Source organism: Stenotrophomonas maltophilia group sp. Smal12 (genome assembly GCF_037079935.1).
Lineage (GTDB): Bacteria > Pseudomonadota > Gammaproteobacteria > Xanthomonadales > Xanthomonadaceae > Stenotrophomonas > Stenotrophomonas sepilia.
Genome location: NZ_JBAWUK010000062.1, coordinates 1 through 23136, shown reverse-complemented (window position 1 = coordinate 23136; position 23136 = coordinate 1). Strand labels below are relative to the sequence as shown.

The 23136-nt window shown below is 66.8% G+C and carries 25 protein-coding genes and 1 pseudogene; 10 read left to right on the top strand and 16 right to left on the bottom strand.

The features are described from left to right. Window positions 1–344: 344 nt before the first annotated feature. Together WDC87_RS19590 and WDC87_RS19585 are read left to right on the top strand one after the other, a co-directional pair. A complete protein-coding gene (locus WDC87_RS19590; protein ID WP_072166932.1) occupies window positions 345–2423 on the top strand; it encodes a S9 family peptidase in 2079 nt (692 codons plus the stop codon). Window positions 2424–2563: 140 nt separating this feature from the next. Then, window positions 2564–3754 (top strand): annotated as a pseudogene (locus WDC87_RS19585) (DUF819 family protein); the annotation flags it as partial. A gap of 148 nt (window positions 3755–3902) precedes the next feature. On the opposite strand, the gene WDC87_RS19580 reads toward WDC87_RS19585, so the two are convergent. From WDC87_RS19580 to WDC87_RS19560, 5 genes are read right to left on the bottom strand one after another with little or no spacing between them, the layout of a single operon-like run. Continuing rightward, complete coding sequence (locus WDC87_RS19580; RefSeq protein WP_072166931.1) at window positions 3903–4382, bottom strand: hypothetical protein; 480 nt, start codon at window positions 4380–4382, stop codon at window positions 3903–3905. Window positions 4383–4428: 46 nt separating this feature from the next. Beyond that, complete coding sequence (gene minE / locus WDC87_RS19575) at window positions 4429–4689, bottom strand: cell division topological specificity factor MinE (protein WP_005408532.1); 261 nt, start codon at window positions 4687–4689, stop codon at window positions 4429–4431. A 2-nt stretch (window positions 4690–4691) separates the two neighbouring features. Beyond that, window positions 4692–5501, bottom strand: a complete 810-nt coding sequence (gene minD / locus WDC87_RS19570) for a septum site-determining protein MinD (RefSeq protein WP_072166930.1) — start codon at window positions 5499–5501, stop codon at window positions 4692–4694. A 35-nt stretch (window positions 5502–5536) separates the two neighbouring features. Further along, window positions 5537–6382, bottom strand: a complete 846-nt coding sequence (minC, locus tag WDC87_RS19565; RefSeq protein ID WP_049413254.1) for a septum site-determining protein MinC — start codon at window positions 6380–6382, stop codon at window positions 5537–5539. Next, window positions 6328–6924 (bottom strand): GNAT family N-acetyltransferase, encoded by a 597-nt coding sequence (locus tag WDC87_RS19560; protein ID WP_005415684.1) that lies wholly within the window; start codon window positions 6922–6924, stop codon window positions 6328–6330. The genes minC and WDC87_RS19560 overlap by 55 nt, the downstream gene beginning before the upstream one ends. A gap of 151 nt (window positions 6925–7075) precedes the next feature. Here WDC87_RS19560 and WDC87_RS19555 point away from each other — a divergent pair, with 151 nt between their 5' ends. The 4 genes from WDC87_RS19555 to WDC87_RS19540 all read left to right on the top strand — a co-directional run bounded on the left by WDC87_RS19555 (window position 7076) and on the right by WDC87_RS19540 (window position 10698). After that, window positions 7076–8272, top strand: coding sequence for a sensor histidine kinase (locus tag WDC87_RS19555; protein ID WP_072166929.1), 1197 nt, complete (start codon window positions 7076–7078; stop codon window positions 8270–8272). Beyond that, window positions 8272–8913 (top strand): response regulator transcription factor, encoded by a 642-nt coding sequence (locus tag WDC87_RS19550; protein ID WP_006424175.1) that lies wholly within the window; start codon window positions 8272–8274, stop codon window positions 8911–8913. The genes WDC87_RS19555 and WDC87_RS19550 overlap by 1 nt, the downstream gene beginning before the upstream one ends. 235 nt (window positions 8914–9148) lie before the next feature. After that, window positions 9149–10222 carry an SRPBCC family protein gene (locus WDC87_RS19545; RefSeq protein ID WP_005415686.1) on the top strand — a complete coding sequence of 358 codons (1074 nt, stop codon included), beginning with the start codon at window positions 9149–9151 and terminating at the stop codon, window positions 10220–10222. Between the two features lie 104 nt (window positions 10223–10326). Beyond that, on the top strand, window positions 10327–10698 hold the full coding sequence (locus WDC87_RS19540; RefSeq protein WP_061480384.1) for a DUF423 domain-containing protein: 372 nt from the start codon (window positions 10327–10329) through the stop codon (window positions 10696–10698). Window positions 10699–11107: 409 nt separating this feature from the next. Here WDC87_RS19540 and WDC87_RS19535 read toward each other — a convergent pair whose 3' ends face one another. From WDC87_RS19535 to WDC87_RS19515, 5 genes are read right to left on the bottom strand one after another with little or no spacing between them, the layout of a single operon-like run. Continuing rightward, the gene (locus WDC87_RS19535) at window positions 11108–11917 is read right to left on the bottom strand and encodes a M15 family metallopeptidase (RefSeq protein ID WP_252745499.1); all 810 of its coding nucleotides are present in this window, start codon (window positions 11915–11917) and stop codon (window positions 11108–11110) included. A gap of 9 nt (window positions 11918–11926) precedes the next feature. Beyond that, complete coding sequence (locus WDC87_RS19530) at window positions 11927–12520, bottom strand: PH domain-containing protein (RefSeq protein WP_252745498.1); 594 nt, start codon at window positions 12518–12520, stop codon at window positions 11927–11929. Between the two features lie 3 nt (window positions 12521–12523). Further along, the gene (locus WDC87_RS19525) at window positions 12524–12703 is read right to left on the bottom strand and encodes a DUF4177 domain-containing protein (RefSeq protein WP_005415690.1); all 180 of its coding nucleotides are present in this window, start codon (window positions 12701–12703) and stop codon (window positions 12524–12526) included. After that, complete coding sequence (locus WDC87_RS19520) at window positions 12700–12879, bottom strand: hypothetical protein (protein WP_005415691.1); 180 nt, start codon at window positions 12877–12879, stop codon at window positions 12700–12702. The genes WDC87_RS19525 and WDC87_RS19520 overlap by 4 nt, the downstream gene beginning before the upstream one ends. Window positions 12880–12924: 45 nt before the next feature. Further along, window positions 12925–13806 (bottom strand): SPFH domain-containing protein, encoded by an 882-nt coding sequence (locus tag WDC87_RS19515; protein WP_252745497.1) that lies wholly within the window; start codon window positions 13804–13806, stop codon window positions 12925–12927. A 137-nt stretch (window positions 13807–13943) separates the two neighbouring features. Here WDC87_RS19515 and purT point away from each other — a divergent pair, with 137 nt between their 5' ends. Continuing rightward, window positions 13944–15131: a formate-dependent phosphoribosylglycinamide formyltransferase gene (gene purT / locus WDC87_RS19510; protein ID WP_088496145.1), complete on the top strand. Its 1188-nt coding sequence runs from the start codon at window positions 13944–13946 to the stop codon at window positions 15129–15131. Window positions 15132–15508: 377 nt separating this feature from the next. Next, complete coding sequence (locus tag WDC87_RS19505; protein ID WP_172412095.1) at window positions 15509–15919, top strand: immunity protein YezG family protein; 411 nt, start codon at window positions 15509–15511, stop codon at window positions 15917–15919. A gap of 68 nt (window positions 15920–15987) precedes the next feature. Here WDC87_RS19505 and WDC87_RS19500 read toward each other — a convergent pair whose 3' ends face one another. Next, a complete protein-coding gene (locus WDC87_RS19500; protein WP_088496143.1) occupies window positions 15988–17196 on the bottom strand; it encodes an endonuclease/exonuclease/phosphatase family protein in 1209 nt (402 codons plus the stop codon). Window positions 17197–17233: 37 nt separating this feature from the next. Then, the gene (locus tag WDC87_RS19495; protein WP_188241181.1) at window positions 17234–17989 is read right to left on the bottom strand and encodes an arginyltransferase; all 756 of its coding nucleotides are present in this window, start codon (window positions 17987–17989) and stop codon (window positions 17234–17236) included. 156 nt (window positions 17990–18145) lie between these two features. Between WDC87_RS19495 and WDC87_RS19490 the strand changes: the two genes are divergently transcribed. Continuing rightward, window positions 18146–18706 carry an EF-hand domain-containing protein gene (locus tag WDC87_RS19490; RefSeq protein ID WP_061480377.1) on the top strand — a complete coding sequence of 187 codons (561 nt, stop codon included), beginning with the start codon at window positions 18146–18148 and terminating at the stop codon, window positions 18704–18706. A gap of 51 nt (window positions 18707–18757) precedes the next feature. Here the strand turns inward: WDC87_RS19490 and WDC87_RS19485 are convergent, their stop codons facing one another. The 4 genes from WDC87_RS19485 to WDC87_RS19470 form a co-directional block, all read right to left on the bottom strand. Further along, window positions 18758–19975, bottom strand: coding sequence for a sigma-70 family RNA polymerase sigma factor (locus WDC87_RS19485; protein WP_061480376.1), 1218 nt, complete (start codon window positions 19973–19975; stop codon window positions 18758–18760). Between the two features lie 182 nt (window positions 19976–20157). Further along, window positions 20158–20652 (bottom strand): pathogenicity-like protein, encoded by a 495-nt coding sequence (locus WDC87_RS19480; protein WP_088496141.1) that lies wholly within the window; start codon window positions 20650–20652, stop codon window positions 20158–20160. 4 nt (window positions 20653–20656) lie between these two features. After that, window positions 20657–21565: an acyl-CoA thioesterase II gene (gene tesB / locus WDC87_RS19475; protein ID WP_005412623.1), complete on the bottom strand. Its 909-nt coding sequence runs from the start codon at window positions 21563–21565 to the stop codon at window positions 20657–20659. A gap of 139 nt (window positions 21566–21704) precedes the next feature. Next, a complete protein-coding gene (locus WDC87_RS19470; protein WP_088496140.1) occupies window positions 21705–22481 on the bottom strand; it encodes an enoyl-CoA hydratase/isomerase family protein in 777 nt (258 codons plus the stop codon). A gap of 34 nt (window positions 22482–22515) precedes the next feature. Here WDC87_RS19470 and WDC87_RS19465 point away from each other — a divergent pair, with 34 nt between their 5' ends. Then, on the top strand, window positions 22516–22962 hold the full coding sequence (locus WDC87_RS19465; protein WP_072166920.1) for a copper chaperone PCu(A)C: 447 nt from the start codon (window positions 22516–22518) through the stop codon (window positions 22960–22962). Window positions 22963–23136 lie beyond the last annotated feature (174 nt).

Genomic DNA, 23136 nt, shown 5'->3' with positions numbered 1-23136 from the left:
GTCGGTGCCGGCGGGCAGGGCGCGCGGGGGGAGCCTGGGGGGCGGGGGGGGGGGGGTGTGTGGGGGGGGGGGCCACAAGCCCCCCCCCCCCCCACGCGGGGCGGGGGGGGGGGGGGGGGGGGGGGGGGGGGGGGGGGGGGGGGGGCGCCGCGCGGGGGCCCCGCCGCGGGCGGGCGGGGGGGGGGGGGGGCCCCCCCCCCCCCCCCCCCCCACTACCGCAAAACCCCGCTTAGGCGGGGTTTGCTGTTTCTGGCGATTGCCCGCCTGCAGCCATGACCGATGGCCTTGGCAGCCCCGGCCATGCGGGCCTACCATCGGTTTTTTGCCGTCCTGCGGAGACCCCGATGAAACTGCGTCATGCCCTGCTGCCACTGAGCCTGCTGGCCGCCCTGCCCAGCGTCGCCGCTGCCCGCGGCCTGGAAGTCCGCGACATGGTGGCCATGGACCGCGTCTCCGCGCCGGTACTGACCGCTGACGGCGGCACCGTGGTGTTCGCCAAGCGCAGCGTGGACGCCAACCTGAAGGCCTCGACGGCGCTGTTCGCGCGCAACCTGCGCACCCGCGACGCAGCGCCGCCGAAGCAGATCACCCCGGCCGGCTGGAACGTCAATTCCGCTTCGCTGTCGGCCGATGGCCAGACCGTGTATTTCCTCAGTGCCAGGAACGGCAGCCAGCAGCTGTACGCGCAGCCGATCAGCGGCGGCACCCCGCGCCAGCTGACCGACTTCCCCGTCGACGTGGACAGCTACCGTGTGTCGCCGCAGGACGACCGCGTGTTGTTCAGCGCCGGCGTGTTCCAGGCGTGCGCCTCGGACCTGGCCTGCACCGAGAAGAAGCTGAAGGAAAAGAAGGACGCCAAGGCCAGCGGCCAGGTGTGGGATTCGCTGTTCGTGCGCCATTGGGACACCTGGAACGACGGTCGCCGCAATACCCTGTTCGTCGCTCCGCTGCCGGCAGCCAAGGCCGGTGCAGTCAAGGGCGCTTCGGCGCTGAGCGCGACCATCGATGGTGATGCGCCGTCCAAGCCGTTCGGCGGCAATGACGACTTCGTTTGGTCGCCGGACGGCGCCAGCGTGGTGGCCAGCATCCGCGTGGCCGGCAAGCAGGAGCCGTGGTCGACCAACTTCGACCTGTACCGCTTCGACGCCGCCGGCAAGCAGGCGCCGGTCAACCTGACGGCCTCCAACCCGGCCTGGGATGCCGGCCCGGTGTTCAGTGCCGACGGCAAGACGCTGTTCTACCGCGCGATGAAGCGCCCGGGCTTCGAGGCCGACCGCTTCGGCCTGATGGCGATGGACGTTGCCAGCGGCAAGACCCGCGAGATTGCCCCGCAGTGGGATCGTTCGGCCGGTGGCATCACCCTGTCCGCCGACGGCGCCAGCATCTACACCACTGCCGATGATCTCGGCGAACACCCGCTGTTCCAGATCGACGTGGCCAGCGGCAAGGCCACCAAGCTGATCGGCGACGGCAGCGTGACCGCGGTCGACGTGGCCGGCAACAGCGTGGCGATCACCCGCAACAGCCTGAAGAGCAACGACCAGGTGCTGGTCGGCCTGCTGCCGGCCACGGGCGAAGCCATCGGCGAACTGCGCGCGCTGACCCCGGCCGCAGGCGAGGTGCTGAAGGACGTGTCCTTCGGCGACTACGAGCAGTTCGAGTTCAAGGGCTGGAACAACGACACCGTGCACGGCTACGTGGTCAAGCCGCACAACTACCAGGAAGGCAAGTCCTACCCGGTGGCGTTCCTGATCCACGGCGGCCCGCAGGGCAGCTTCGGCAATGGCTGGAGCTACCGCTGGAACCCGCAGACCTACGCGGGCCAGGGCTACGCGGTGGTGATGATCGACTTCCACGGCTCCACCGGCTATGGCCAGGCATTCACCGATGCGATCAGCCAGCACTGGGGCGACCGCCCGCTGGAAGACCTGCAGAAGGGCTGGGATGCGGCGCTGAAGAAGTACGCCTTCCTCAACGGTGACAAGGCCTGCGCGCTGGGCGCCAGCTACGGCGGCTTCATGGTCAACTGGATCGCCGGCAACTGGAACGGCCCGTTCAAGTGCCTGGTCAACCACGACGGCGTGTTCGACCAGCGCATGATGGGCTACGCCACCGAAGAACTGTGGTTCACCGAGTGGGAGCAGGGCGGCACGCCGTACCAGAAGGCCGCCAACTACGAGAAGTTCAATCCGGTCAACCACGTGGCGGACTGGAAGAAGCCGATCCTGGTCATCCACGGCCAGCAGGACTTCCGCATTCCGGTCGAGCAGGGCCTCGCCGCATTCACCGCCGCCCAGCGCCAGGGCATCGAATCGAAGTTCCTGTACTTCCCGGATGAAAACCACTGGGTGCTGAAGCCGAACAACAGCATCCTGTGGCATGACACCGTCAATGCCTGGCTGAAGCAGCACATCGGCAATTGATGATTGCAGCGCCGCCCTTAGGGGCGGCGCTTTCGTTTCACCATCTGCATTACCGGTGGGTGCCGACCGTTGGTCGGCACACCTTCCTGATCTGCCGCCAACAGCAGCCGGCCAGCGGCCGGCTCTACCAGAGCGCCTGCATGCCTTCGACTGCCCTGATCCAGAACGACATCGTCGTCTTCGGTTTGATCGCCGCCACCCTTGGCGCCGTGTTCTGGACCGCCTCGCGGGAGCAGGGCCTGTGGAAGCGCGTCTACACCTTCGTGCCGGCACTGCTGCTGTGTTACCTGATTCCCGGCATCTACAACACCGTCGGCCTGATCGACGGGCAGAACACCCGGCTCTACAACCCGATCGCGCGCGACATTCTGCTGCCGGCGGCGCTGATCCTGCTGACCCTTGCGGTCGACATCAAGGGCATCCTGCGGCTTGGCCCGAAGCTGGTGCTGATGTACCTGGGGGCCTCGGCCAGCATCATGCTCGGTGCGGTGGTGGCGTTCCTGCTGATGCGTGCCGTGCATCCGGAAACCGTGGCCGGCGACACCTGGGCCGGCATGGCCGCGCTGGCGGGCAGCTGGATCGGTGGCGGCGCCAACATGCTGGCGATGCGTGAAGTGTTCGACGTCAATGCGACCACCTTCGGACAGTTCGCGGTGGTCGACGTGGGGGTCGGCTACGTATGGATGGCCGCGCTGATCTTCCTGGCCGGGCGCGCGGCGAAGATCGACGCGCGCAGTGGCGCCGATACCTCGGCCATCGATGAGCTGAAGGAGCGCATCGCGCGCTTCCAGGCCGAACACGAGCGCATTCCCAGCCTCACCGACCTGATGCTGATCGTGGCGGTGGCCTTCGGCGGTGTCGGCCTGGCTCACGCCATTGGCGCACCGCTGGCGGCGTGGTTCAAGGCGAATGTCAGCTGGGCTGCGCAGTTCAGCCTGGACGCGCCGTTCGTGTGGGTGGTGGTGCTGTCGACCACGCTCGGCCTCAGCCTCAGTTTCACCCGTGCGCGCAACCTGGAAGGTGCGGGCGCATCGCGCCTGGGCTCGCTGCTGCTGTACTTCCTGATCGCCTGCATCGGCATGCAGATGGATCTGCTGGCGCTGCTGGATCGCCCGTGGCTGTTCCTGCTGGGCATCATCTGGATCAGCGTGCACATCGTGCTGCTGTGGTGCCTGGGCAAGCTGCTGAAGGTGCCGTTCTTCTATTTCGCCATCGGTTCGCAGTCGAACATTGGTGGCCCAGCCTCGGCGCCGGTGGTGGCCGCGGCGTTCCATCCGGCCCTGGCGCCGGTCGGCGTGCTGCTGGGAACGATGGGTTATGCCACCGGCACTACCGATGCATCACGCTACCGGCAATCCGCGTTCGATCAACCACGCCTTCGCGTCTTCGGCGTCCTGTTCAAACCGCGCCGAGTGAAAAGAGGGGCGCCGCAAGGTCCGGCGCGTCGCCACGCGCCCGTGGTCAACCGCGCCCGCGGCTTTACGCCACCGGCAATCCGCGTTCGATCAACCACGCCTTCGCGTCTTCGGCGTCCTGTTCAAACCACGCTTTCGTAGATCCCAGCCGATACGTATATCCCCAGGCATCCATGTCGGCCATCAGCCGCTGGCTGCCGACACCGGGCAGCTGCCCGGCCAGCACGATCTGCAGGTAGCAGGTCGCGTCTTCCTCGGCCACCGAGTCGGTGGCATCGGTATGCACCTGCGCACGCCGCTCCGGTGGCAGTACGATCAGGTGGCAGGCCTCATGCAGCATCGAGTGCACGGGCGTGTCATCGCGCACGTACACGTTGCTGGCGATGATGCCGGCCTCTGGCTCGCCCCAGTAACTGCCGGGAATCGGTTCGCCGGGCGCCACGTGGTGCAGCCGAAGGCCATGCGCGGCGAGCAGGCGCTGCGCGTCGGCGAAGGCGATGTCGCCCACGCAGGTGATGTCCACGGCGGTTGTCGTATCGGTCATGCGGGTCAGGCAGCCCCGCCCATGCAGGCACGGGCGGGGCAGGGGATCAGGGTTTGTCCGGGCCTTCGGGCAGCGCCACGGAAATGTCCAGCACGTCGTGCTGGCCATCCTTCACCAGGTCGACCTTCACCGCATCGACGTCGATGTTCACGTACTTCTTGATCACTTCCAGCAGCTCGCGCTGCAGCAGCGGCAGGTAGTCCGGGCCACCGCGGTGGCTGCGTTCCTGCGCAATGATGATCTGCAGGCGGTTCTTGGCGGTTTCGGCGGTGGTCTTCTTCGCTTTGAGGAAATCAAACAGGCCCATGCTTACCCTCCGAACAGCTTGCTGAAGAAGCCCTTCTTCTCGACGTTGGTGAAGCGCATCGGGCGTTCTTCGCCGAGGATGCGCGCGACGGCGTCTTCATAGGCCTGGCCGGCAGCGGATTCGACATCCAGGATGACCGGCTCGCCCTTGTTGGAGGCGTTGAGCACGTCGCCCGATTCGGGGATCACGCCGATCGCCTTCAGGCCGAGCACTTCCTCGACGTCGGCGATGCTCAGCATCTCGCCGCTTTCCACGCGCACCGGGGTGTAGCGGGTCAGCAGCAGGAAGGCCGGCACGTCCTGGCCGGACTCGGCCTTGTGGGTCTTCGAGTCGAGCAGGCCGATGATGCGGTCGGAGTCGCGCACCGACGACACTTCCGGGTTCACCACCACCACCGCGCGGTCGGCGAAATACATCGCCAGGAAGGCGCCCTTCTCGATGCCGGCCGGGGAGTCGCAGATGATGTACTCGAAGCCGTCGGCGGCCAGGTCCTTCAGGACCTTGCCCACGCCTTCCTGGGTCAGTGCGTCCTTGTCGCGGGTCTGCGAGGCGGCCAGCACGTACAGGTTGTCAAAGCGCTTGTCCTTGATCAGGGCCTGCTTGAGGGTGGCTTCGCCGTGCACGACGTTGACGAAGTCATACACCACGCGGCGTTCGCAGCCCATGATCAGGTCGAGGTTGCGCAGGCCGACGTCGAAGTCGATCACCGCCACCTTCTTGCCGCGCCGCGCCAGGCCGCAGGCCAGGCTCGCGCTGGAAGTGGTCTTGCCGACGCCGCCCTTGCCGGAGGTGACTACGATGATTTCAGCCAAAGGACTTCTCCTGATGATTCTGTTTGGGGGCTGCGTCAGTCCAGCGCAGCGATCTTGATCTGGTCCTGTTCCAGCCAGACCTGCACGGCCTTGCCGCGCAGGTTGTCCGGGACATCGTCCAGTACCTTGTAATGGCCGGCAATGGCGACCAGTTCCGCATGGAAATCACGGCAGAAAATGCGTGCCGCGGTGTTGCCCTGGGCCCCTGCCAGCGCGCGGCCGCGCAGGGTGCCGTAGATGTGGATGCTGCCATCGGCGATGACCTCGGCGCCGGCGCCGACGGTGGCCATCACGGTCAGGTCGCAGTTTTCCGCGTACAGCTGCTGGCCCGAACGCACGTTGCCCAGCTGCATGCGGCCCGGCTTCGGTGCAGCCGCGTCGGCCACCTTGGCCACCGGCGTTGCCGGGGCCGGCTTCGGTTCGGCACGGGCTGCGCGGCGCGGCTCCGGTGCAGGCGGCGGCGGGGCCGGTTCGGCCTCGGCACGCTCGTACTGCGCGCGGAACTTGGCCAGCAGCGGCAGGCCGAGCTGCTGCGAGAGCAGGTCGATCGCGCTGGTGCCATAGGCCAGCGCCACCGGCAGCACGCCGGCGCTGCGCAGGCCGTCGACCAGCGCCTGCGCGGTGGCCACATCCGGCACCTGGCTCAGGCCGCCGAAGTCGAGGATCACCGCGGCGCGGCCGAACAGCTTCGGGGCGCGGGTCACGCGCTCGCGCATTTCCTGCACGAGGCGTTCGACATCAAGGGTACGGATGCGCAGGTTGGCGATGCCCACCTGGCCGATCTTCAGTTCACCGGCCTGTTCGTAATCGAAGTTAACCGCCACGCTCAGGTCCCCGTCGGCCGCTGTGCCTGCGCCGGCAGCTGCCGTGCGCGTGTCCATGCCACATCCGGCAGCTTGCCGCCGTAGGTCTCCTTGACCCAGGGGTAGCTGCACAGTTCCTTGGCCAGCATGCTGGCGCGCACATCGACCTGCGGCATCGTGTTCTGGCCCAGCTCGCGGAAGCCGAAGCTGCCGTGGAAGAGCAGGGCGGCATCGGCGCCATGGTCGAGGAAGACTTCGCAGGTCATCTGCGGGTAGCGCAGCTCGGCGAAGCTCTGCGCGTCGGCATAGAACGCACGGCCGACGCCGCCGCCACGACGGCGGCTGGCGACCACGATGCGGTCGATATAGAAGAACGGGGTGTCCAGCTGCTGCTTGAACCAGGCGAAATTGCTGCTGTCGTGCTGGCTGTCGCTGCCAAAGCCGATCAGGAAGCCGGCCAGGTTGCCGTCGCGCTCGGCGACGCGGAAGTATTCAGCAGTTTCATAGAACAGGCGCAGGCGGGCCGCATCCAGGGGAAGGATGGCCAGGCCAGCATTGTTGTTCAAAGCCAGGACGGAATCGAGCTCGTGCTCGCGCACGTCGCGGATGACAATCGACATTGTGACTCCGTGGGGTAACGCGGTTGGTCCATCAAGGGACCCTGCGCACGATTATTGCATGCCCGGGGTGGGCTGCGGCATGAACAGGCGACCGCAGGGGCATGACTTCCGTGGGAGTGCGCGACGCAGGCCGGGCCCGTAGAGTGCTGGCATGTTGGGAGTCCTCAGCCATACCCGCGTCCTCCGCCTGGCCGGCCTGTTCACCTGGGTCATGGTCGGCCTGCCGCTGGCGTACTCGCAGTTCGAGAACCTGCACAGCCGCGCTGACATGGGCGGCTGGGCGATCCTGCTGTTCGTCGCCTACCTGTCCTTCGGCACGGCCTACTACTGGCTGACCCGCATCCTGCGCAGCGACAGCCACACCAGCTGGCTGGACCGCGGCCTGCTGCTGTTGCTGACGGTCTCGGCGCTGGGGGTCAGCTTCCTCAGCGGGTCGGGCCTGGGCAGCATCCTGATGATGGTGGCCGCCGGGGTCATTCCGTGGATGCTGTCGGTACGGCTGGGCGTGCTGTGGCTGCTGGTCAGCCAGCTGGCCGTGGCTCCGGTCTATTACCTGCTGCTGCGCTTCCCGCTGTTCGAAGCGGTGATGCAGTCGCTGCTGTACGGCGGCTTCTCCATGTTCATCTTCGTGACCAGCCTGGTCGCGCGGCAGCAGACCGAGGCCCGCGACGAGCAGCGCCGGCTCAATTCGGAACTGCGCGCCACCCGCGCCCTGCTGGCCGAGAGCGCGCGGGTAAACGAACGCACCCGCATTTCGCGCGAACTGCATGACCTGCTGGGCCACCAGCTGACCGCGCTGACCCTGAACCTGGAGGTCGCCGGGCACCTGGCCGAGGGCCAGGCCCTCGATCACGTGAAGCGCTCGCACGCGCTGGCCAAGCTGCTGCTGGGCAACGTGCGCGAGGTGGTGAGCCAGCTGCGCGAGACCGGCGCGATCGATCTGGCTGCGGCGCTGCGCCCGCTGACCGAGAACGTGCCCTCGCTGGACATCCAGCTGGAGATCGAGGATCCGCTGAACGTGGAGGACCCGCAGCGGGCCCACGTACTGCTGCGCTGCACCCAGGAGATCATCACCAACGCGGTGCGCCATGCCAGCGCCCGCCACCTGTGGATCAAGGTGTACCGTGAAGCCCCCGATCGGGTGGTGGTCGAGGCCCGCGACGACGGCGTCGGCGCGGATATGGTCAATGTGGGCAATGGCTTGCGCGGCATGCGCGAGCGCCTGCAACAATGTGGTGGCCAGCTGCAGATCGAAACCCGCCCCGGTGAGGGTTTCCGGCTGCGGGCGACGGTGCCGGCAACGGTGCTGGTGGCGGCCCTTACCAAGGTTCCTGAAGGAGTGCGTTGATGATTCGCGTCTGCCTGGTCGACGACCAAACCCTGGTGCGGCAGGGAATCCGCTCCCTGCTGGCGCTCGACGACGGCATCGAGGTGGTGGCCGAGGCCGGCGACGGCCGGCAGGCGGTCGAGCTGATCCCCCAGGTACGCCCCGACGTGGTGCTGATGGACATGCGCATGCCGGTGATGTCGGGGCTGGAGGCCCTGCAGGTGCTGTCGCGGCAGGAACAGCTGCCGCCGACCATCATCCTCACCACCTTCGACGACGACCAGCTGGTGCTGGCCGGGCTCAAGGCCGGTGCCAAGGGCTACCTGCTCAAGGACGTCACCCTGGCACAGCTGGTCGGTGCCATCCGCACCGTGGCCGACGGGGGATCGCTGGTGCAGCCGGCGGTAACCCAGCGCCTGCTGTCCGGCCTGGAGCACATGCGCAATGAATTCGTCAGCCTGGACCGCCCGGACCCGCTGACCGACCGCGAGACCGAGATCCTGCGGCTGATGGCCAGTGGCTTCTCCAACAAGGAGATCGCCAATTCGCTGGGCGTCGCCGAGGGCACCATCAAGAACCACGTGTCCAACATCCTTTCCAAGCTGGGTGTGCGCGACCGTACGCGTGCCGTATTGAAGGCGTTCGAACTCCAGCTGGTCTGAGAAAAAATCTTTCAAGTACAAAGACTTGGGTCGTGGTCGCGGGTTTCCGCCAGGGTTGCCCCCTACTTGCCGGGTAGCGGTATGCGTTACCCTTCGAATCCTTTGTCCATACAAATACGCAGCCGGCAGGGAAACCGGTGCGCCAATCCCGATAAACAATGCCCGCGAAGCCTGCTAGGATTGGCGCTTCGCTTCAATCAACCCGGCCGTGGGATCGGCCCCGGAGACTCTCTGAATGACCCGTATTATCGAGTTCCTGATCGCCTTGGGGATCGTGGCTGGCCTGTTCGTCATCATTGGCGTATGTCTGCCGGGCGAGCGTCACATCACCGAAAGCATCGAGACCAACCGCAAGATGACGATCGTGTACGACACGGTCAGCAGCCTGCGCCGCTTCAAGGACTGGAACCCGCTGGTACTGCGCGATCCCGCCGTTGACCTGAAGCTGTCCGGCCCGGCCTCGGGTGTCGGTGCCACCCTCGACTTCACCTCCAAGGACCTGGGTACCGGTTCCTGGAAGATCACCGAAGCCGAAGAGAACAAGCGTGTTGTGATCGCCATCGAGGACGCCACCAAGGGTCACGACAAGGTCACCACCTTCAACCTGGAGCCGACCGGCAAGGGCGGTCGCAACGTCAAGATCACCCAGGACTACTCGGTGAAGTACGGCTTCGACCTGTTCGGCCGTTACGCCGGCCTGTATGTCAGCCGCCAGATCGGTGATGACATCAAGATGGGTCTGTCGCGCATGGCCAACATGCTCGCAACCGTGCCGAACGTGGACTACCGCACGCCGGAAGCCCCGCTGACCGACCTGGCCATCGTTGAAGTGCCGGCCGAGAACCTGCTGGTGGTCAACGCCGGCAACGTGGACCGCGGTCAGGACACCATCACCAAGTCCATCAAGGACAACCAGGAGTGGATCAAGCGCGTGATGGAGGCCAATGGCCTTGAAGCTGCCGGTCCGTTCCGCATCATCACCACCGACTTCGGCCAGGAGAAGTACGCTTTCGACATTGCCCAGCCGGTGAAGAAGAAGGGTGCTGAAGGTGCTGCTGCCGACGAGCTGACCGTCAAGATCGACGGCGGCGCTCCGGTCAAGTACGTGCACGTTGCTCCGCACCGTTCGGCGCATGCGGCCTACACCGGCCACATGGCGGGTCTGGACGTGGCGCGCAACGGCCTGCGTGCCTGGGCCGTGACCTCGGGCAACGAAGTCATCGACCGTCCGTACGAAACCTGGAAGGACGGCATCGACAAGTCGTTCACCCCGGAAGGTACCTACGACATCTACTGGGCCGTCAAGTAATCCCCGGCTGACCCATGTAGTGTTGGACACGAAAACGCGCCGCTCATTGCGGCGCGTTTTTTTTCATCCGGCGCCCGTCAAGGGGCGCTGCGCAAGGAGCCCTCATGTTCAATCTGGAACGTCGCGCACGTAAGCCTTCCCTGCTGGCCTGCCTGGGGGCGCTGTTGGCTGCCGCCTCGATCGGCCTGTCTGCCTATGCATCGCATGGCGTGGCCGACCCGTTGGCGCAGCAGCATCTGAACATGGCGGCGCTGTATGCGTTCGCGCATGGCGCGGTGCTGGTGGCGCTTGGGCCGCGCGCGCAGGGCGCGATCGCACACCTGGCGCTGTACGTGCTGCTGCTGGGTGTCCTGCTGTTTTCCGGCAGCCTGATGGGTGGGGCGTTGTGGCAGTGGCCGACGCGGATGGCGCCGATCGGTGGCACCAGCATGATGGCCGGATGGGTGTTGCTGGCGATCAATGCGTTGAGGCGGTGACGTTCGCAGGGCTGTCGCTCCGACCCATGCCGATGCGATCGTGATGGTTCATGGGCGTTACTTTTCTTTTCGCGCGAAAAGAAAAGTAACCAAAAGAAACGCGCCGCCGGCCGCGAGCCGGTGCTGCGCACCGGTCCCCTGCGCTCCTCGGCCCGTCGAGGGACGGTGCGGAGAGCAGCCGAGCGTGGCTCGGCTCTACAGAATCGCACGCACCTCTTCGCCCTCGCCGGGCCTGCGGTGCTCGGCTCGCTTGAAGGCGGACCCAACAGCCGCGCGCTGATCCGTTGTAGAGGCTTCGAGCGAAGCGACCGGCTTCTGTCTTTGCCTTCTTGTTCCATCTCGTGGTGGGCGCGCGCGGAATCCGCCCGGACAGCTCCATGAATTTCGCCTTGCGGTCGCCACGAGGGGCTCAGCCGTTGGCCGGTCTCCAGCACCAGTGCCAGGGTTCGTAGACGATGCCGTGCGGGTTGTCGCGCGGGTAGCTCAGCTGGAAGCCATGCGCGCCGGCATGCACCTGTAGCCAGGCGAACGCATCGGTAGCGTCGAACGATTCCTCGGCCGGGGAGTCGCCCGGCGTGCCGATGTCCAGCGCATGGCCGCTATGGTGTTCACTGAACCCCGGCGCGGCATTCACCTTCAGGATCTCCGTCACGCTCAGCCCGCGCGCTCGTTTCCGTTCGAAGATGCCCAGCTGGTAGGCATGGCTGCGGAAGCCGGAGATTGCATCCAGTGCGATGCCATCGCGCGCTGCATGCAGGCGCATCCGCCGCCAGCCCTGTGCAGCGCCGCGGCGCAGCCACAGCGGGCGGGCGAAGCGGTCGCGCCCAGCGAAGTGCAGCAGGCACGGTTCGGGTTCCAGCGGCAGGCCGCTGTCGTCGGCATAGCGCTGGGCATCCAGGCCGAGCTGCTGCAGGCGCTGCTGCAGGCCGGCGAGGGGCAGCCACTGCGCTTCCAGATTTGCACCGAATGGCCGGGCCGCGGCTGCATCCAGCAAGGCCAGTGCTTCCTCGGCCCCGGGCTCGCGCGCCAGGCGCGGCACCATGGCGTGCACGCCGTGTTCCACCACCGCCGCCAGGTAACGGCCATCGCATTTGCGCCGCAGCACCCAGTTCGCTCGTGACAGCAGGCGCGCGTCGAGATTGCTGCGCGCACGCAGCAGGTCTGCGGGCCACAGTTCGATGGCTTCGGTATTGATCAGCAGGGGCAGGCGTCGTTGCATCGCCGCAGCTTACTGCCGCGGGCCCGGCACGGCCACCTTGCGCAGTGCGTCCAGCAGCGCCTGTGGCCGATCGAGACTGAGCAGCAGGGTGCTGCCATCGCGGACCGGCAGGGCGAGGACGCGCGCGCGGTTGGTGACCAGCGCGAAGCCCTTGGCGCCGCCCTGCAGGCGAAAGTGGCCGGAATAGAAGCCCGGCATTGCGTAGCCGTTGGTCTTGAAGCGGATGCCATAGCGGGGGTCACGCTGCAGGTCGACCACCTCGGCCTGGTCCAGCCGCAGCTGCGCCACCGGAACGCGGCGGCGGTACATCGTCGAGCGCACATCCAGCACGTTGTCGGCCAGTTCCACCCGGCGACGGAAGAATGCTGCGCCCAACCCGATGCCGAGTACCGCGATCACCAGCAGACTCCAGGCGGCACTGCCGCCCATCCGGAACCAGGGCGGCGACAGCGTTACTTCGATCCAGGGGGCACTGGCCGGCGCCTTGTACAGCTGCGCATACAAGCAGGCCGCGAAGGCGGCGAGCAGGGGCAGCACGATCCACAGCACGCGCAACGGCGAGCTCTCGGCCACCTCGTACTGTTTCGGATCGCTGGCGCCCATGGCTCAGGCCTCCTTCTTGAACACCAGCATCGCCGGGCGCATCGGTGCGGGGATGATGATGTTGACCAGCTCCCAGCCCAGTTGGCCTTGGCGGCTCAGTTCGCTCTGGATGTCCTCGGCCTTGAGCAGGCCCATCATGGACGTCTTGACCTCGATCGTCTGGTAGCTCCAGCGCTTGCTCATTCCTTGTCCTCTGAAGATGGCGTGGGTTTCGGCAGGCGGCCTGCCTTGCGCAGGGCGTCGCGCAGCACATACTCGATCTGCGCGTTGAGGCTGCGCAGCTCGTCGTCAGCCCAGCGTTGCGCGGCGGCCAGGACGTCGGCATTGATGCGCAGCGGGTAGGCTTTCTTCTCACTCATGCAAGCTCCTGGCGGGGCGGTGGGGCGCCCCGTTGCGAGGGTGGTTCAGTACAGCGAACCGGCGTTGACGATCGGCTGGGTGCCGCGGTCCGAGCACAGCACGGTCAGCAGGTTGCTGACCATGTGCGCCTTGCGTTCCTCATCCAGCTGCACCACGCCGTTCTTCTGCAGTTCGGCCAGGGCCATTTCAACCATGCCGATCGCACCGGCCACGATGCGCGTGCGTGCAGCGATCACTGCGTTGGCCTGCTGCCGCTGCAGCATCGCCTGGGCGATTTCGGCGGCGTAGGCGAGGTGGCTGATGCGTGCGTCGATCACCTGCACGCCAGCGTCGGCCAGGCGTTCGGCCAGCTCGTTCTTCAGGTGCTGCGAGATCTCGCTGGCATGGCTGCGCAGCGCCAGCTGTCCCTCCTCGTGCTGGTCGTAGGGATAGCTGGTGGCCATCGCGCGCAACGCCGATTCGGACTGGATGTGCACGAAGCTTTCGTAGTCGTCCACGTTGTAGACGGCCTCGGAGGCATCGACCACCTGCCAGACGATGACCGCAGCGATCTCGATCGGGCTGCCGTCCAGCTCGTTGACCTTCAGCTTGCCGCTCTCGAAGTTGCGCACGCGCTGGCTGACCCGGCGCTTGGCATAGAAGGGGTTGTTCCAGCGCAGGCCGTTGTCCTTGACGGTGCCGACGTACTTGCCGAACAGGCTCAGCACCGCCGCCTGGTTGGGCTGGATGGTGTACAGGCCGGCCAGGATGAAGACCGCAGCGAAGATCACCAGCATGCCGGCCAGCATCAGCAGCAGGTTCGGTGAGCCGGAACCGGTCCTGGTCGTCGCCCCGAGTACGAACAGTGCGGTACCCGCCAGCGCGACCAGCAGGGATCCGGCCAGGGTGCCCAGGCCGTTGAGGGAGGCAAGCGACTTCTCTTTCATGGCGGTACGTCCTTGAGGGTTCGAATTGAAGATATCAAATTGATATCACTTGTCGACTACCGTTCGTCGGATGCCATGGTCAGGGTGCGCGGCCAGCTAGAATGCCCACCCGCCTTCACGTCGCTGCTGGAACCGCCATGGCCAAGCTTGGAACTCCGTTGTCCCCCTCCGCCACCCGCGTGCTGCTGCTGGGCTCGGGCGAACTCGGCAAGGAGGTGGCCATCGAGCTGCAGCGGCTGGGCGTGGAAGTGATCGCCGCTGACCGCTACGCCGATGCCCCGGCCATGCAGGTCGCCCACCGCTCGCACGTGATCGACATGCTCGATGCGATGGCGCTGCGCGCCCTGATCGCCCAGGAGCAGCCACATCTGGTGGTGCCGGAGATCGAGGCCATCCATACCGAGACCCTGGTCCAGCTGGAGCAGGAGCAGGGCCTGCGGGTGATCCCGACTGCGCGCGCCGCACGCCTGACCATGGATCGCGAAGGCATCCGTCGCCTCGCCGCCGAAACCCTGGGCCTGCCGACCTCGCCCTACCGCTTCGTCGATACCGAGGCCGAATACCGCGCTGCCGTGGCCGCCATCGGCCTGCCGTGCGTGGTCAAGCCGGTCATGTCGTCCTCGGGCAAGGGCCAGAGCACCCTGCGCAGCGAAGCGGACATCGCTCCGGCCTGGGAGTACGCACAGACCGGTGGCCGTGCCGGTGCCGGCCGCTGCATCGTCGAGGGTTTCATCGACTTCGATTACGAGATCACCCTGCTGACCGTGCGCCATGCCGGTGGCACCTCGTTCTGCGCGCCGATCGGCCATCTGCAGAAGGACGGCGACTACCGCGAAAGCTGGCAGCCACAGCCGATGTCGAGCGCGGCACTGGCGCGTGCCGAAGAGATTTCGCGTGCGATCACCGACGACCTTGGCGGCTGGGGCCTGTTCGGCGTCGAGCTGTTCGTGAAGGGCGACGAGGTGTGGTTCAGTGAAGTGTCACCGCGCCCGCACGATACCGGCCTGGTGACGCTGGTATCGCAGGAGCTGAGCGAGTTCGCGCTGCACGCGCGCGCCATCCTCGGCCTGCCGATTCCGGTGATCCGCCAGAGTGGTCCGTCGGCGTCGTGCGCGCTGTTGGCACACGGCGAGGGTGTGCCGTACTTCAACAATGTCGCCGCCGCGCTGCAGGTACCGGATACCGCCGTGCGCCTGTTCGGCAAGCCGAGCGTGCATGGCCACCGCCGCGTCGGTGTCACCCTGGCGCGCGCGGAAAACATCGACGAAGCACGCGCCATCGCGCGTGACGCCGCCGACGCCATCGGCGTCGAACTGCGCCCCTAATACCGATAGCGCCGGGCCATGCCCGGCGGCCGCATCCCGGTAGGTACCGACCGTTGGTCGGTACAGATTTCTGTGCGGTAGCGCCAGGCCGCACCCGCCGGCTTGCCATGAACTGTGTGAGTCTTCTGTAGAGCCGAGCCCACGCTCGGCTGCTTTTCCATGTGACGCTTTCAGCCCGACAATGGATCACATCTTCAGTCATGCGCGACGGCCTGCTGGGGCTATTGAGTGCCAGGTGCTGCCGTTAGAGGGTTTGCTGCAAAGACGTAGAGCGCTAGGCCGCAATTGCGAGCTGAAAGCGACATCTGGTTGAGCGTCAAAATCCTGCGTGTTTTATCTTCTGACGGATGAATGCCAAAGACATCTCAGGAGAAGGCTTGGACGAGCGGCTTACATCAGCGCTACCTGCCTTGTATCACCGAATTGGCCAATCACTGATTGATGCCGTGCCTACCGACCAATGCGAGATCTGGCTGAACTTCGAGATCATCAAGAATGTCTGGTCGGGTTGGGCGTTCTACCGCAAGCCGTCAGGCTCATACGGCTATCTAGAAATTCCAGATGATGCTGAAGCAGCGCTTCTGGAGATGCATCAGCTCTTTGCGCAATGGCACCATGCACTCTGGACGAGTTTGACGTTTCATCTGGATCCAGAGAACAAGATGGAGATCGAGCTCGGATATGAGCAGCTTTCCGAGGATGAGTTCATCGATTCCCCGGGCCGGGAGCAGGCTTGGCAGGACCGGTATCTCGGGGCTGACGCTCAGATTGACTGGCAGAGCTACTAAGCTTGGTTGGTTGCAGTAGCCGAGCATGGGCTCGGCTCTACAACATCTTCAGCAATCGGCCATTCCGGTTACTGCTTCACGTCCACCCACACCAGATGGTGGTCGCTGCCGTCGGCGATCTTCGCTTCCGGGCTTTCATTGGCCGGCCAGAAGATGCCGCTGCCCACGTATTCGAAGCCGGTCGAGGGCAGCACGTAGTCCAGGCGCATGGTGCCGGACTTCGGGCCGAAATCGCCGGTGGCGTGGAACGGTGCGCCCTTGCGTTCGATACCCTTGGCCGCATAGGCCAGGCTGGTCTGCTCACCGCCGACGCTGCGCGGGGTGGGGTAGCGCAGCACGCGCGCGTTCTCGATCAGCTCGACGATCGCCTCGTGGCGGCCATCGCCATCGACCGGGTCGTTGTTCAGATCGCCGAGGATCACGAAGCGCGCGTCCTGCGCCAGGCCGCCACACTGGCCCTTGTCGTCGCACAGCCAGGGCTTCTCACCCTTGGACAGGTATTCCTGCCACAGGCGCAGTTCGTCGTGGTTACGTGCCGCGTTGCGCTTTTCCGGGCCGTCGAACACCGGCGGCGTCGGATGCGAGACCAGCGCGTGGACCACGCCGCCCGGGGTTTTCACCGGTACGTCCCAATGCGACTTCGAGGACAGGCGCAGCTGCGACCACACGTGGTCGTTGTAGAAGCTCTGGCCGGTACGCGGATCGACCGGGCGGATGGCACCGGGCATCGCACTCCACTTCAGCAGCTGGAAGCTGCGCACCTTGGTTTCATCGATCGGGTAGCGCGACAGCACCAGCATGCCGTACTGGCCCGGGTGCAGGCCGTAGCCCCACGCGTCATTGCCACGGCCGCGGCCTTCGCCGCCGACCACGCCGTTGTTGTCCAGGTCCAGGCCGCTGGGCACACCGGTGTTGACCGGCGCCAGGTAGCGGTAGGCAAAGTGCAGCGGCTTGCCGCCGCCGGGCTGGGCGACTTCCAGGTAGCGCTTCTGGAACAGGTCGGCGGCGCGATGGGCATCGTCGAAATCAAATTCGTTCAGCAGCACCAGGTCCGGGCGCACCTGCTGCAGCACGGCGGCGATCTTGCGTGCGTGCTCGCTGTCGCCCTCCAGTTCCTTGATCAGGCCACCGGCATCATCGGAGTACAGCGACGTGTTGTAGGTGGCCAGGCGCAGCGCAGTGGACGGCTTCTCAGTCATCGCGGGGGACGTGGCAAAGGCGGGGGCGGTGGCGCCGCAGAGCAGGGCCATGGCGAGGATCAGGGGTTTGGCGTTCATCCCCCTATTCTGCACCCGGCCCGGTGTCAGCGGTTTGTCAGCGCCCGTCCAGTTCGTTGTCGAAATCGTGCCAGCGGCGGCCGTCGTAGGCCTCAAGGGGATGGAAGCGGCGCTTGTAGTCCATCTTCTGGTGCCCGCGGATCCAGTAGCCCAGGTACACGTGCGGCAGCCCCTCGCGGCGCGCCCACTCGATCTGTTGGAGGATTGCGAAGGTACCCAGCCCGCGCGCGGCGTGTTCCGGGTCGAAGAACGTATAGACCGCCGACAGGCCATGCTCGGTGACGTCGGTCACCGCCACCCCCAGCAGCTGGCTGGGCTGGCCGTCGTGGCCGGGCAGGCGCATCTCCATGAAGCGGGTGTGCGACCAGCTGCCGATCAGGAACTGCTCGAACTCGTGCGGGCCGTGGTCGTCCATGCCGCCATTGGCGTGGCGGTGGGTGAGGTAGCGGTGATACAGCGCGAACAGGTCGTCGCGGGCGGTGGCGGCAGTGATCCGCACCTCCAGGTCGTCATTGCGGGCGGCACAGCGGCGCTGGCTGCGGTCCGGGGCGAAGCGTGCCACCGGGATCCGGACCGCCACGCAGGCCTGGCAGTGCGCGCAGTGCGGCCGGTAGACCAGGTCGCCGCTGCGGCGGAAGCCCCAGCTCAGTGCCAGCGGGTACAGGCCACCCAGCCGGCGATCGTGCGGGTCCAGCACCAGGTCGCGCGCCACCCGGTCGGACCAGTACCCGCAGGGGTGCTCGCCGGTCTGGAAAAGCCGCAGTTCGTCGTCTCTGTCGCCATGTATCGCCATGGGCACAGCATAGCCCCAGCCTGTCGCAGAGGCGGCGACTGTCCGGCGGATGAATGGAATCGGCAGTGGCGTCAACCGACGTCGCGCCCGGGCGTTGTTGTCCCCCGAGGGTGAAGTGATCACCCCGACGCTGTTCCCATCCCCAGGAGTGACCTCATGATCCGTACCCCCCTGCTGCTGGCCCTGCTGCTGGGCACCTCCGCTTCCGGAATCGCGCTGGCCGCCGACACCCCGGCCATGCCCGCGCAGCGCCCGGCCAAGCTGGACACCAATGGCGACGGCGTGATCGACCGCAGCGAGGCGGCTGCCAATCCGCGCCTGGCCGCGAAGTTCGACGAGCTGGACAAGAACAAGGACGGCAAGCTCTCGCGCGATGAGCTGCCGCGCTGGCAGCATGGCCGCCGTGGCCACGGCGGTGAGCGCTGGGCCAGGCTGGACGTCAACAAGGACGGCCGCATCAGCCGCGACGAGGCCAAGGCCGATCCGCGCCTGGCTGCGCGCTTCGACCGGCTCGACCTCAACAAGGACGGTTACCTGGACAAGGCCGACCGCGAGCTGCGCATGAAGCAGCATCGTGATGCCTGGTTCGCTGCCGCCGACACCAACAAGGACGGCCAGCTGAGCAAGGCCGAGTTCGACGCAGCCAAGGGCCCGATGCACGGCGGCCCGCGCCAGGGCGGTCCACGCGATGGCGGCGCACCGAAGCCGCAGCGCTGAGTGTCAATGCGGTGATCGGAGACAACGCCGGCGCAGTGCCGGCGTTGTCGGTTACAGGTGGCCGTTGCGCATCAGCACATACACCACCAGGGCGATCACCAGCAGGTTCGCCCCGATGATGCCGGTGCGACCGTACATGGATTCGAATTTCCAGTTGGTTCCGCGGCGCCCACGCCGCGCCGAATCGCGCGCGATCATCGGCGCCATCACCCGTTGCAGCGGCACCAGGCACTGGTAGTTGACCACACCCAGGCCCAATGCCAGCAGCAGCATCTGGCTCCAGATCGGAGCCTGCAACAGTGCCGCCAGCAGCATCGCCAGGCACCAGACCAGGCCAGTACCGGTGTTGAGGCGGACAAAGTGCCGAACCTGCGCGCGTTCGCGTTCGGTCTCGGTATAGGACATCAGGAAGCGTGCACCGAGGTAGCTGCCGATCGCGCCGCCGGCGACACCGGCGAGGATCGCCCCCCAGCTTGCCACTGGCAGCACATGCAGTTGGCCGAGCGTGGCGGTCAGGGTGCCCATTGCGGTACCACCGGCTACGCTGGCGCCGCCCAGGCCGAGCTTGCTGCCACCGATGCCGACGCCGGTGCCGAGCAGGATCGCGGCGCTGGCGGTGCCGGGCGCGGCCACCAGCATCATTGACACCACGGCGGTGGCGAAGGCGGCGCTCGGTGCGCTGCTGCGGGCGAATTCACCGAAGCGCTGCAGCAGGCCGTCGCGCACCAGCGCGCGGGCGCGCGACAGGCGCTTGCGCACCGCCGCGTCGCTGAGCCCGAGCAGGTCGGCCACCTGCTGCGAGCGCTGGCCTTCGCGGTAGTACAGCAACAGGACTTCGCGGCTGTCGGCGGGCAGGGTGGAGATGATGTCCTCGGCGGCGATTTCTTCCTCCACCCGCTGCAGGCGATCGGCTGCGCCCGGGGACGGATCTGCGGCCATCCCCATCGCCACCTCGGCCGCCTCGCCGGTCAGTGGACGGCCACGCTGGGCGCGCAGCCAGTCGCGGGCCAGGTTGCGGGTGATCTGCCGCAGCCAAGGCAGGAAGCTGGTCGCGCTGCGTAGCTGGTGCAGCTGCTGCCAGCCCTTCACAAAGGCCTCCTGGGCGATGTCCTCGCTGGCCTGGCGGTCCCGGGTGATGGCCAGCGCGATGGCGGTGACCGTGTTCTGGCAGGCCAGCACGATGCGCCCGTAGGCGTGCTGGCAACCGCTGGCGGCGGCGGGCAGTTCGCGTTCCAGGGTCTGGTCGATCGATGCGGCGAACGTCGTCATGGCGGCGGCTCTCCTGCGGGGATTGTGTCCCATGACGGAGCCGCGCGCGAAGTGTGACCAGCATTCTGTGCGGTAGTGCCGGCCGCTGGCCGGCATCCTCATGACAAAAAGGGGACGGAGGGGATTAAGTCGTTTGTGCCACAAACGACTTAATCCCCTCCGTCCCCTTTTTCACCCGCGAATCACTTCGAGGGCTGGATGCGGACCCGGACTTCGTCCTCTTCCGGGGCGGCCTGCGGGGCCGGTTGCGCCTGCTGCGGCTGGGCCTGCGGGGCAGGTGCCGGGGCACCACGATGGCGCAGGCCGATGACCAACGCCACGCCAGCAATCACCACCAGCAGGGCGATGCGGATGCGCCAGGCCCAGCTGCGGCCGCCGCTGCCCGTTCCAGGCGCGTCGCGGAAGGCGAACTCGGCCGTGGGGTGGTCGCGGCGGGTGGTATCGAGCAGGCGCGCCTCGCGCAGGATTTCGCGCGCGCGCGGCTGATCGTCGGCGCGCACGATCCACACCGCCGGATAGGCACTGGCGTTGCCCAGGTCGGTATAGCTGAACTGGCCGCGGCGGCGGGTCTTGTAGGAGCGCCCGTTGGTCACCTTGACCTCGATGCCATGCCCGCGCAGGAGCTCGGCCACGCCTTCGACGGTTTCCACGCGCTGGCTGCTGAAGATCTGGCGCATGGGTTTACTCCTTGGCCGGCACGGCAGCGGCCGCGGCCTGGTCGGGAACGACGCGGATCAGGCCTTCCTGCGCGGTGCTGGCCACCAGCACGCCGTTGCGGGTGAAGAACTGGCCGCGGGCCAGGCCGCGCGAATCCTGCGCGCTGGGGCTGTCCAGCGAATACAGCAGCCAGTCGTCGGCGCGGAACGGGCGGTGGAACCAGATTGCGTGGTCGAGCGAGGCCATCTGCACGTGCGGGTGGTAGTAGCTGATGCCGTGCGGGAAGGTTGCCGTGCCCAGCAGGTGGAAGTCGGAGGCATAGGCCAGCAGCGCCTGGTGCAGCTCCGGTGCATCGCCGACCGGCTCGCTCAGGCGCAGCCACACCTGGTGGTAGGGCGGGCGCTTGGGCGGGTTCAGTTCGTCGCGCGGGTAGACGTGGCGGAACTCGAACGGGCCGCCACGCGACAGCCAGCGCTGCACCTTGATCGGCAGTCGCTCCAGCACCTCGGCCGGCAGCGGGCGATTCGGTTCGATGTCTTCCGGCTGCGGCACCTCGGGCATCTTGTGCTGGTGCTCGGCGCCGGTCTCGGCCTGCTGGAACGAGGCCGCGCAGAAGAAGATCACCTTGCCGTGCTGGATCGCGGTGACCCGTCGCACCGAGAAGCTGCCGCCATCGCGGGTGCGGTCCACGTCGTAGACGATCGGGTGGTCGATGTTGCCGGCGCGCAGGAAGTAGGCGTGCAGCGAGTGCACGTGACGGCCATTGTCGACCGTGGCCTGCGCCGCAGCCAGTGCCTGGCCCAGCACCTGCCCACCGAACACGTACTTGGTGCCGATGTCGCGGCTCTGCCCGCGGAACAGGTTGTCCTCCAGCCGCTCCAGCGTGAGCAGGTCGATCAGCTCGGAGACGACGGGTTCGGGCGTGTCGTTCAAGGGGGCGGCCACAGCAGTGAAGAGGCCCCGATTATACCGGTGCGGGCCAGCCCATCATCGGTAGTGCCGGCCGCTGGCCGGCAACCTCATGATCCTCCTGGGGCGCTTGCGGTTGCCGGCCAGCGGTCGGCACTACCGTCTATTTGCCCAGGCGCGCCACCAGGGCCTGCAGGGCGTTCTGTGCGTCCGGGGCGAACCAGGCGTCGACGAAGCGGTCGAGCTGGATCAGGTCCGGGTGCAGCGCTTCGTGCAGGTCGGCGCGAGCGATGGCGCGGGTCAGCAGCATCGGCTGCCGAGGCTGCTTCAGCAGGTTCTGCAGCCAGGCCACGGCGCGGGCCACCACCAGGTCGCCCTCAGCCAGCTCGTCGACCAGGCCGATCTGCAGCGCCTGTTCGGCCGGTACCAGCGAACCGGTGGTCAGCAGCACGCCGGCGCGGTGCACGCCTACCGCACGGCGCAGCAGGCGCTGGATGCCCTCCGGCGCGATCAGGCCCACCTGCACCTCGTTCAGGCCGATGGCATACGGCCGCGACGGATCGGCGCTGCGCGCCATTACCCGGTAGTCGCAGCACAGGGCCAGCACGCAGCCGCCGGCCGGGGCGTGGCCGGTGATCGCCGCGACCACCGGGATGCGGCTCTCGGCCAGTGTGCGCACGGCGCCAAAGAAAGCGTTCCAGGTGTCCAGCAGCTTGTGCTTGTCATCGCCATGCGAGAGCAGGTGCGGCACGTCCATTCCACCGGTGAAGATGCGCTCGCTGCCCGACAGCACGATGCCGTGCGCGTCTTCGGCCATGGCCAGTTCGATGGCATGGATCAACTGCCGGCACAGATCGGTGTCCAGTGCATTGACCGGCGGCCGCGCCAGGCGCAGTTCGCGGATGGGGCCGTGGTTGATCACCTCGATGAGCGTCGTCATGCTGCGGACTCGTTGCGAAGAAGGAACCTGGGCGATGATAACCAAACCATTCGTTGGCGTACTGTGGGTGCTGTGTGCGGCCGCAGCATCGGCTTCGGCTGCGGAATCACGCTGCGTCACGATGGAGCAGGGTTGGGCGCGGTTGCCACCGAATCCGGCGATGCCCATGACTGCCGGCTATGGCGTGATCCACAACGGCTGCAGCAGGGCAGTGGTGATCACCGGTGCGACCAGCAGTAGTTTCGGCGACGTGTCGCTGCACGAGACCACGATCGTCGATGGGGTCAGCCGGATGCGCGCGATCGAGCGCCTGCCGCTGGCAGCCGGCGCGCGTGCCGAACTCAAGCCCGGTGGCATGCACCTGATGCTGATGCAGGGCCGGGGGGCGCTGAAGGAGGGGCTGGCGGTACCGCTGCGGCTGCAGCTGGAAGGCGGCGGCGAAGCGAGTGCGGCGTTGACCGTGCGCAAGGCCGCGAAATGACGGTCGGGTAGTGCCGGGCGCGGGGCGGCCCCCCCCGGCCTTCCTGTATTTGCGGCCCCCGGGCGGCCCATACACACGGACAGTATATTATAAAAAACATAAGCTGCCGCCCAATATAGACGTGTATATTTAGGTGGTGGGCGGATCATTAAAAAATCGGGGGGGGGGGGGGGG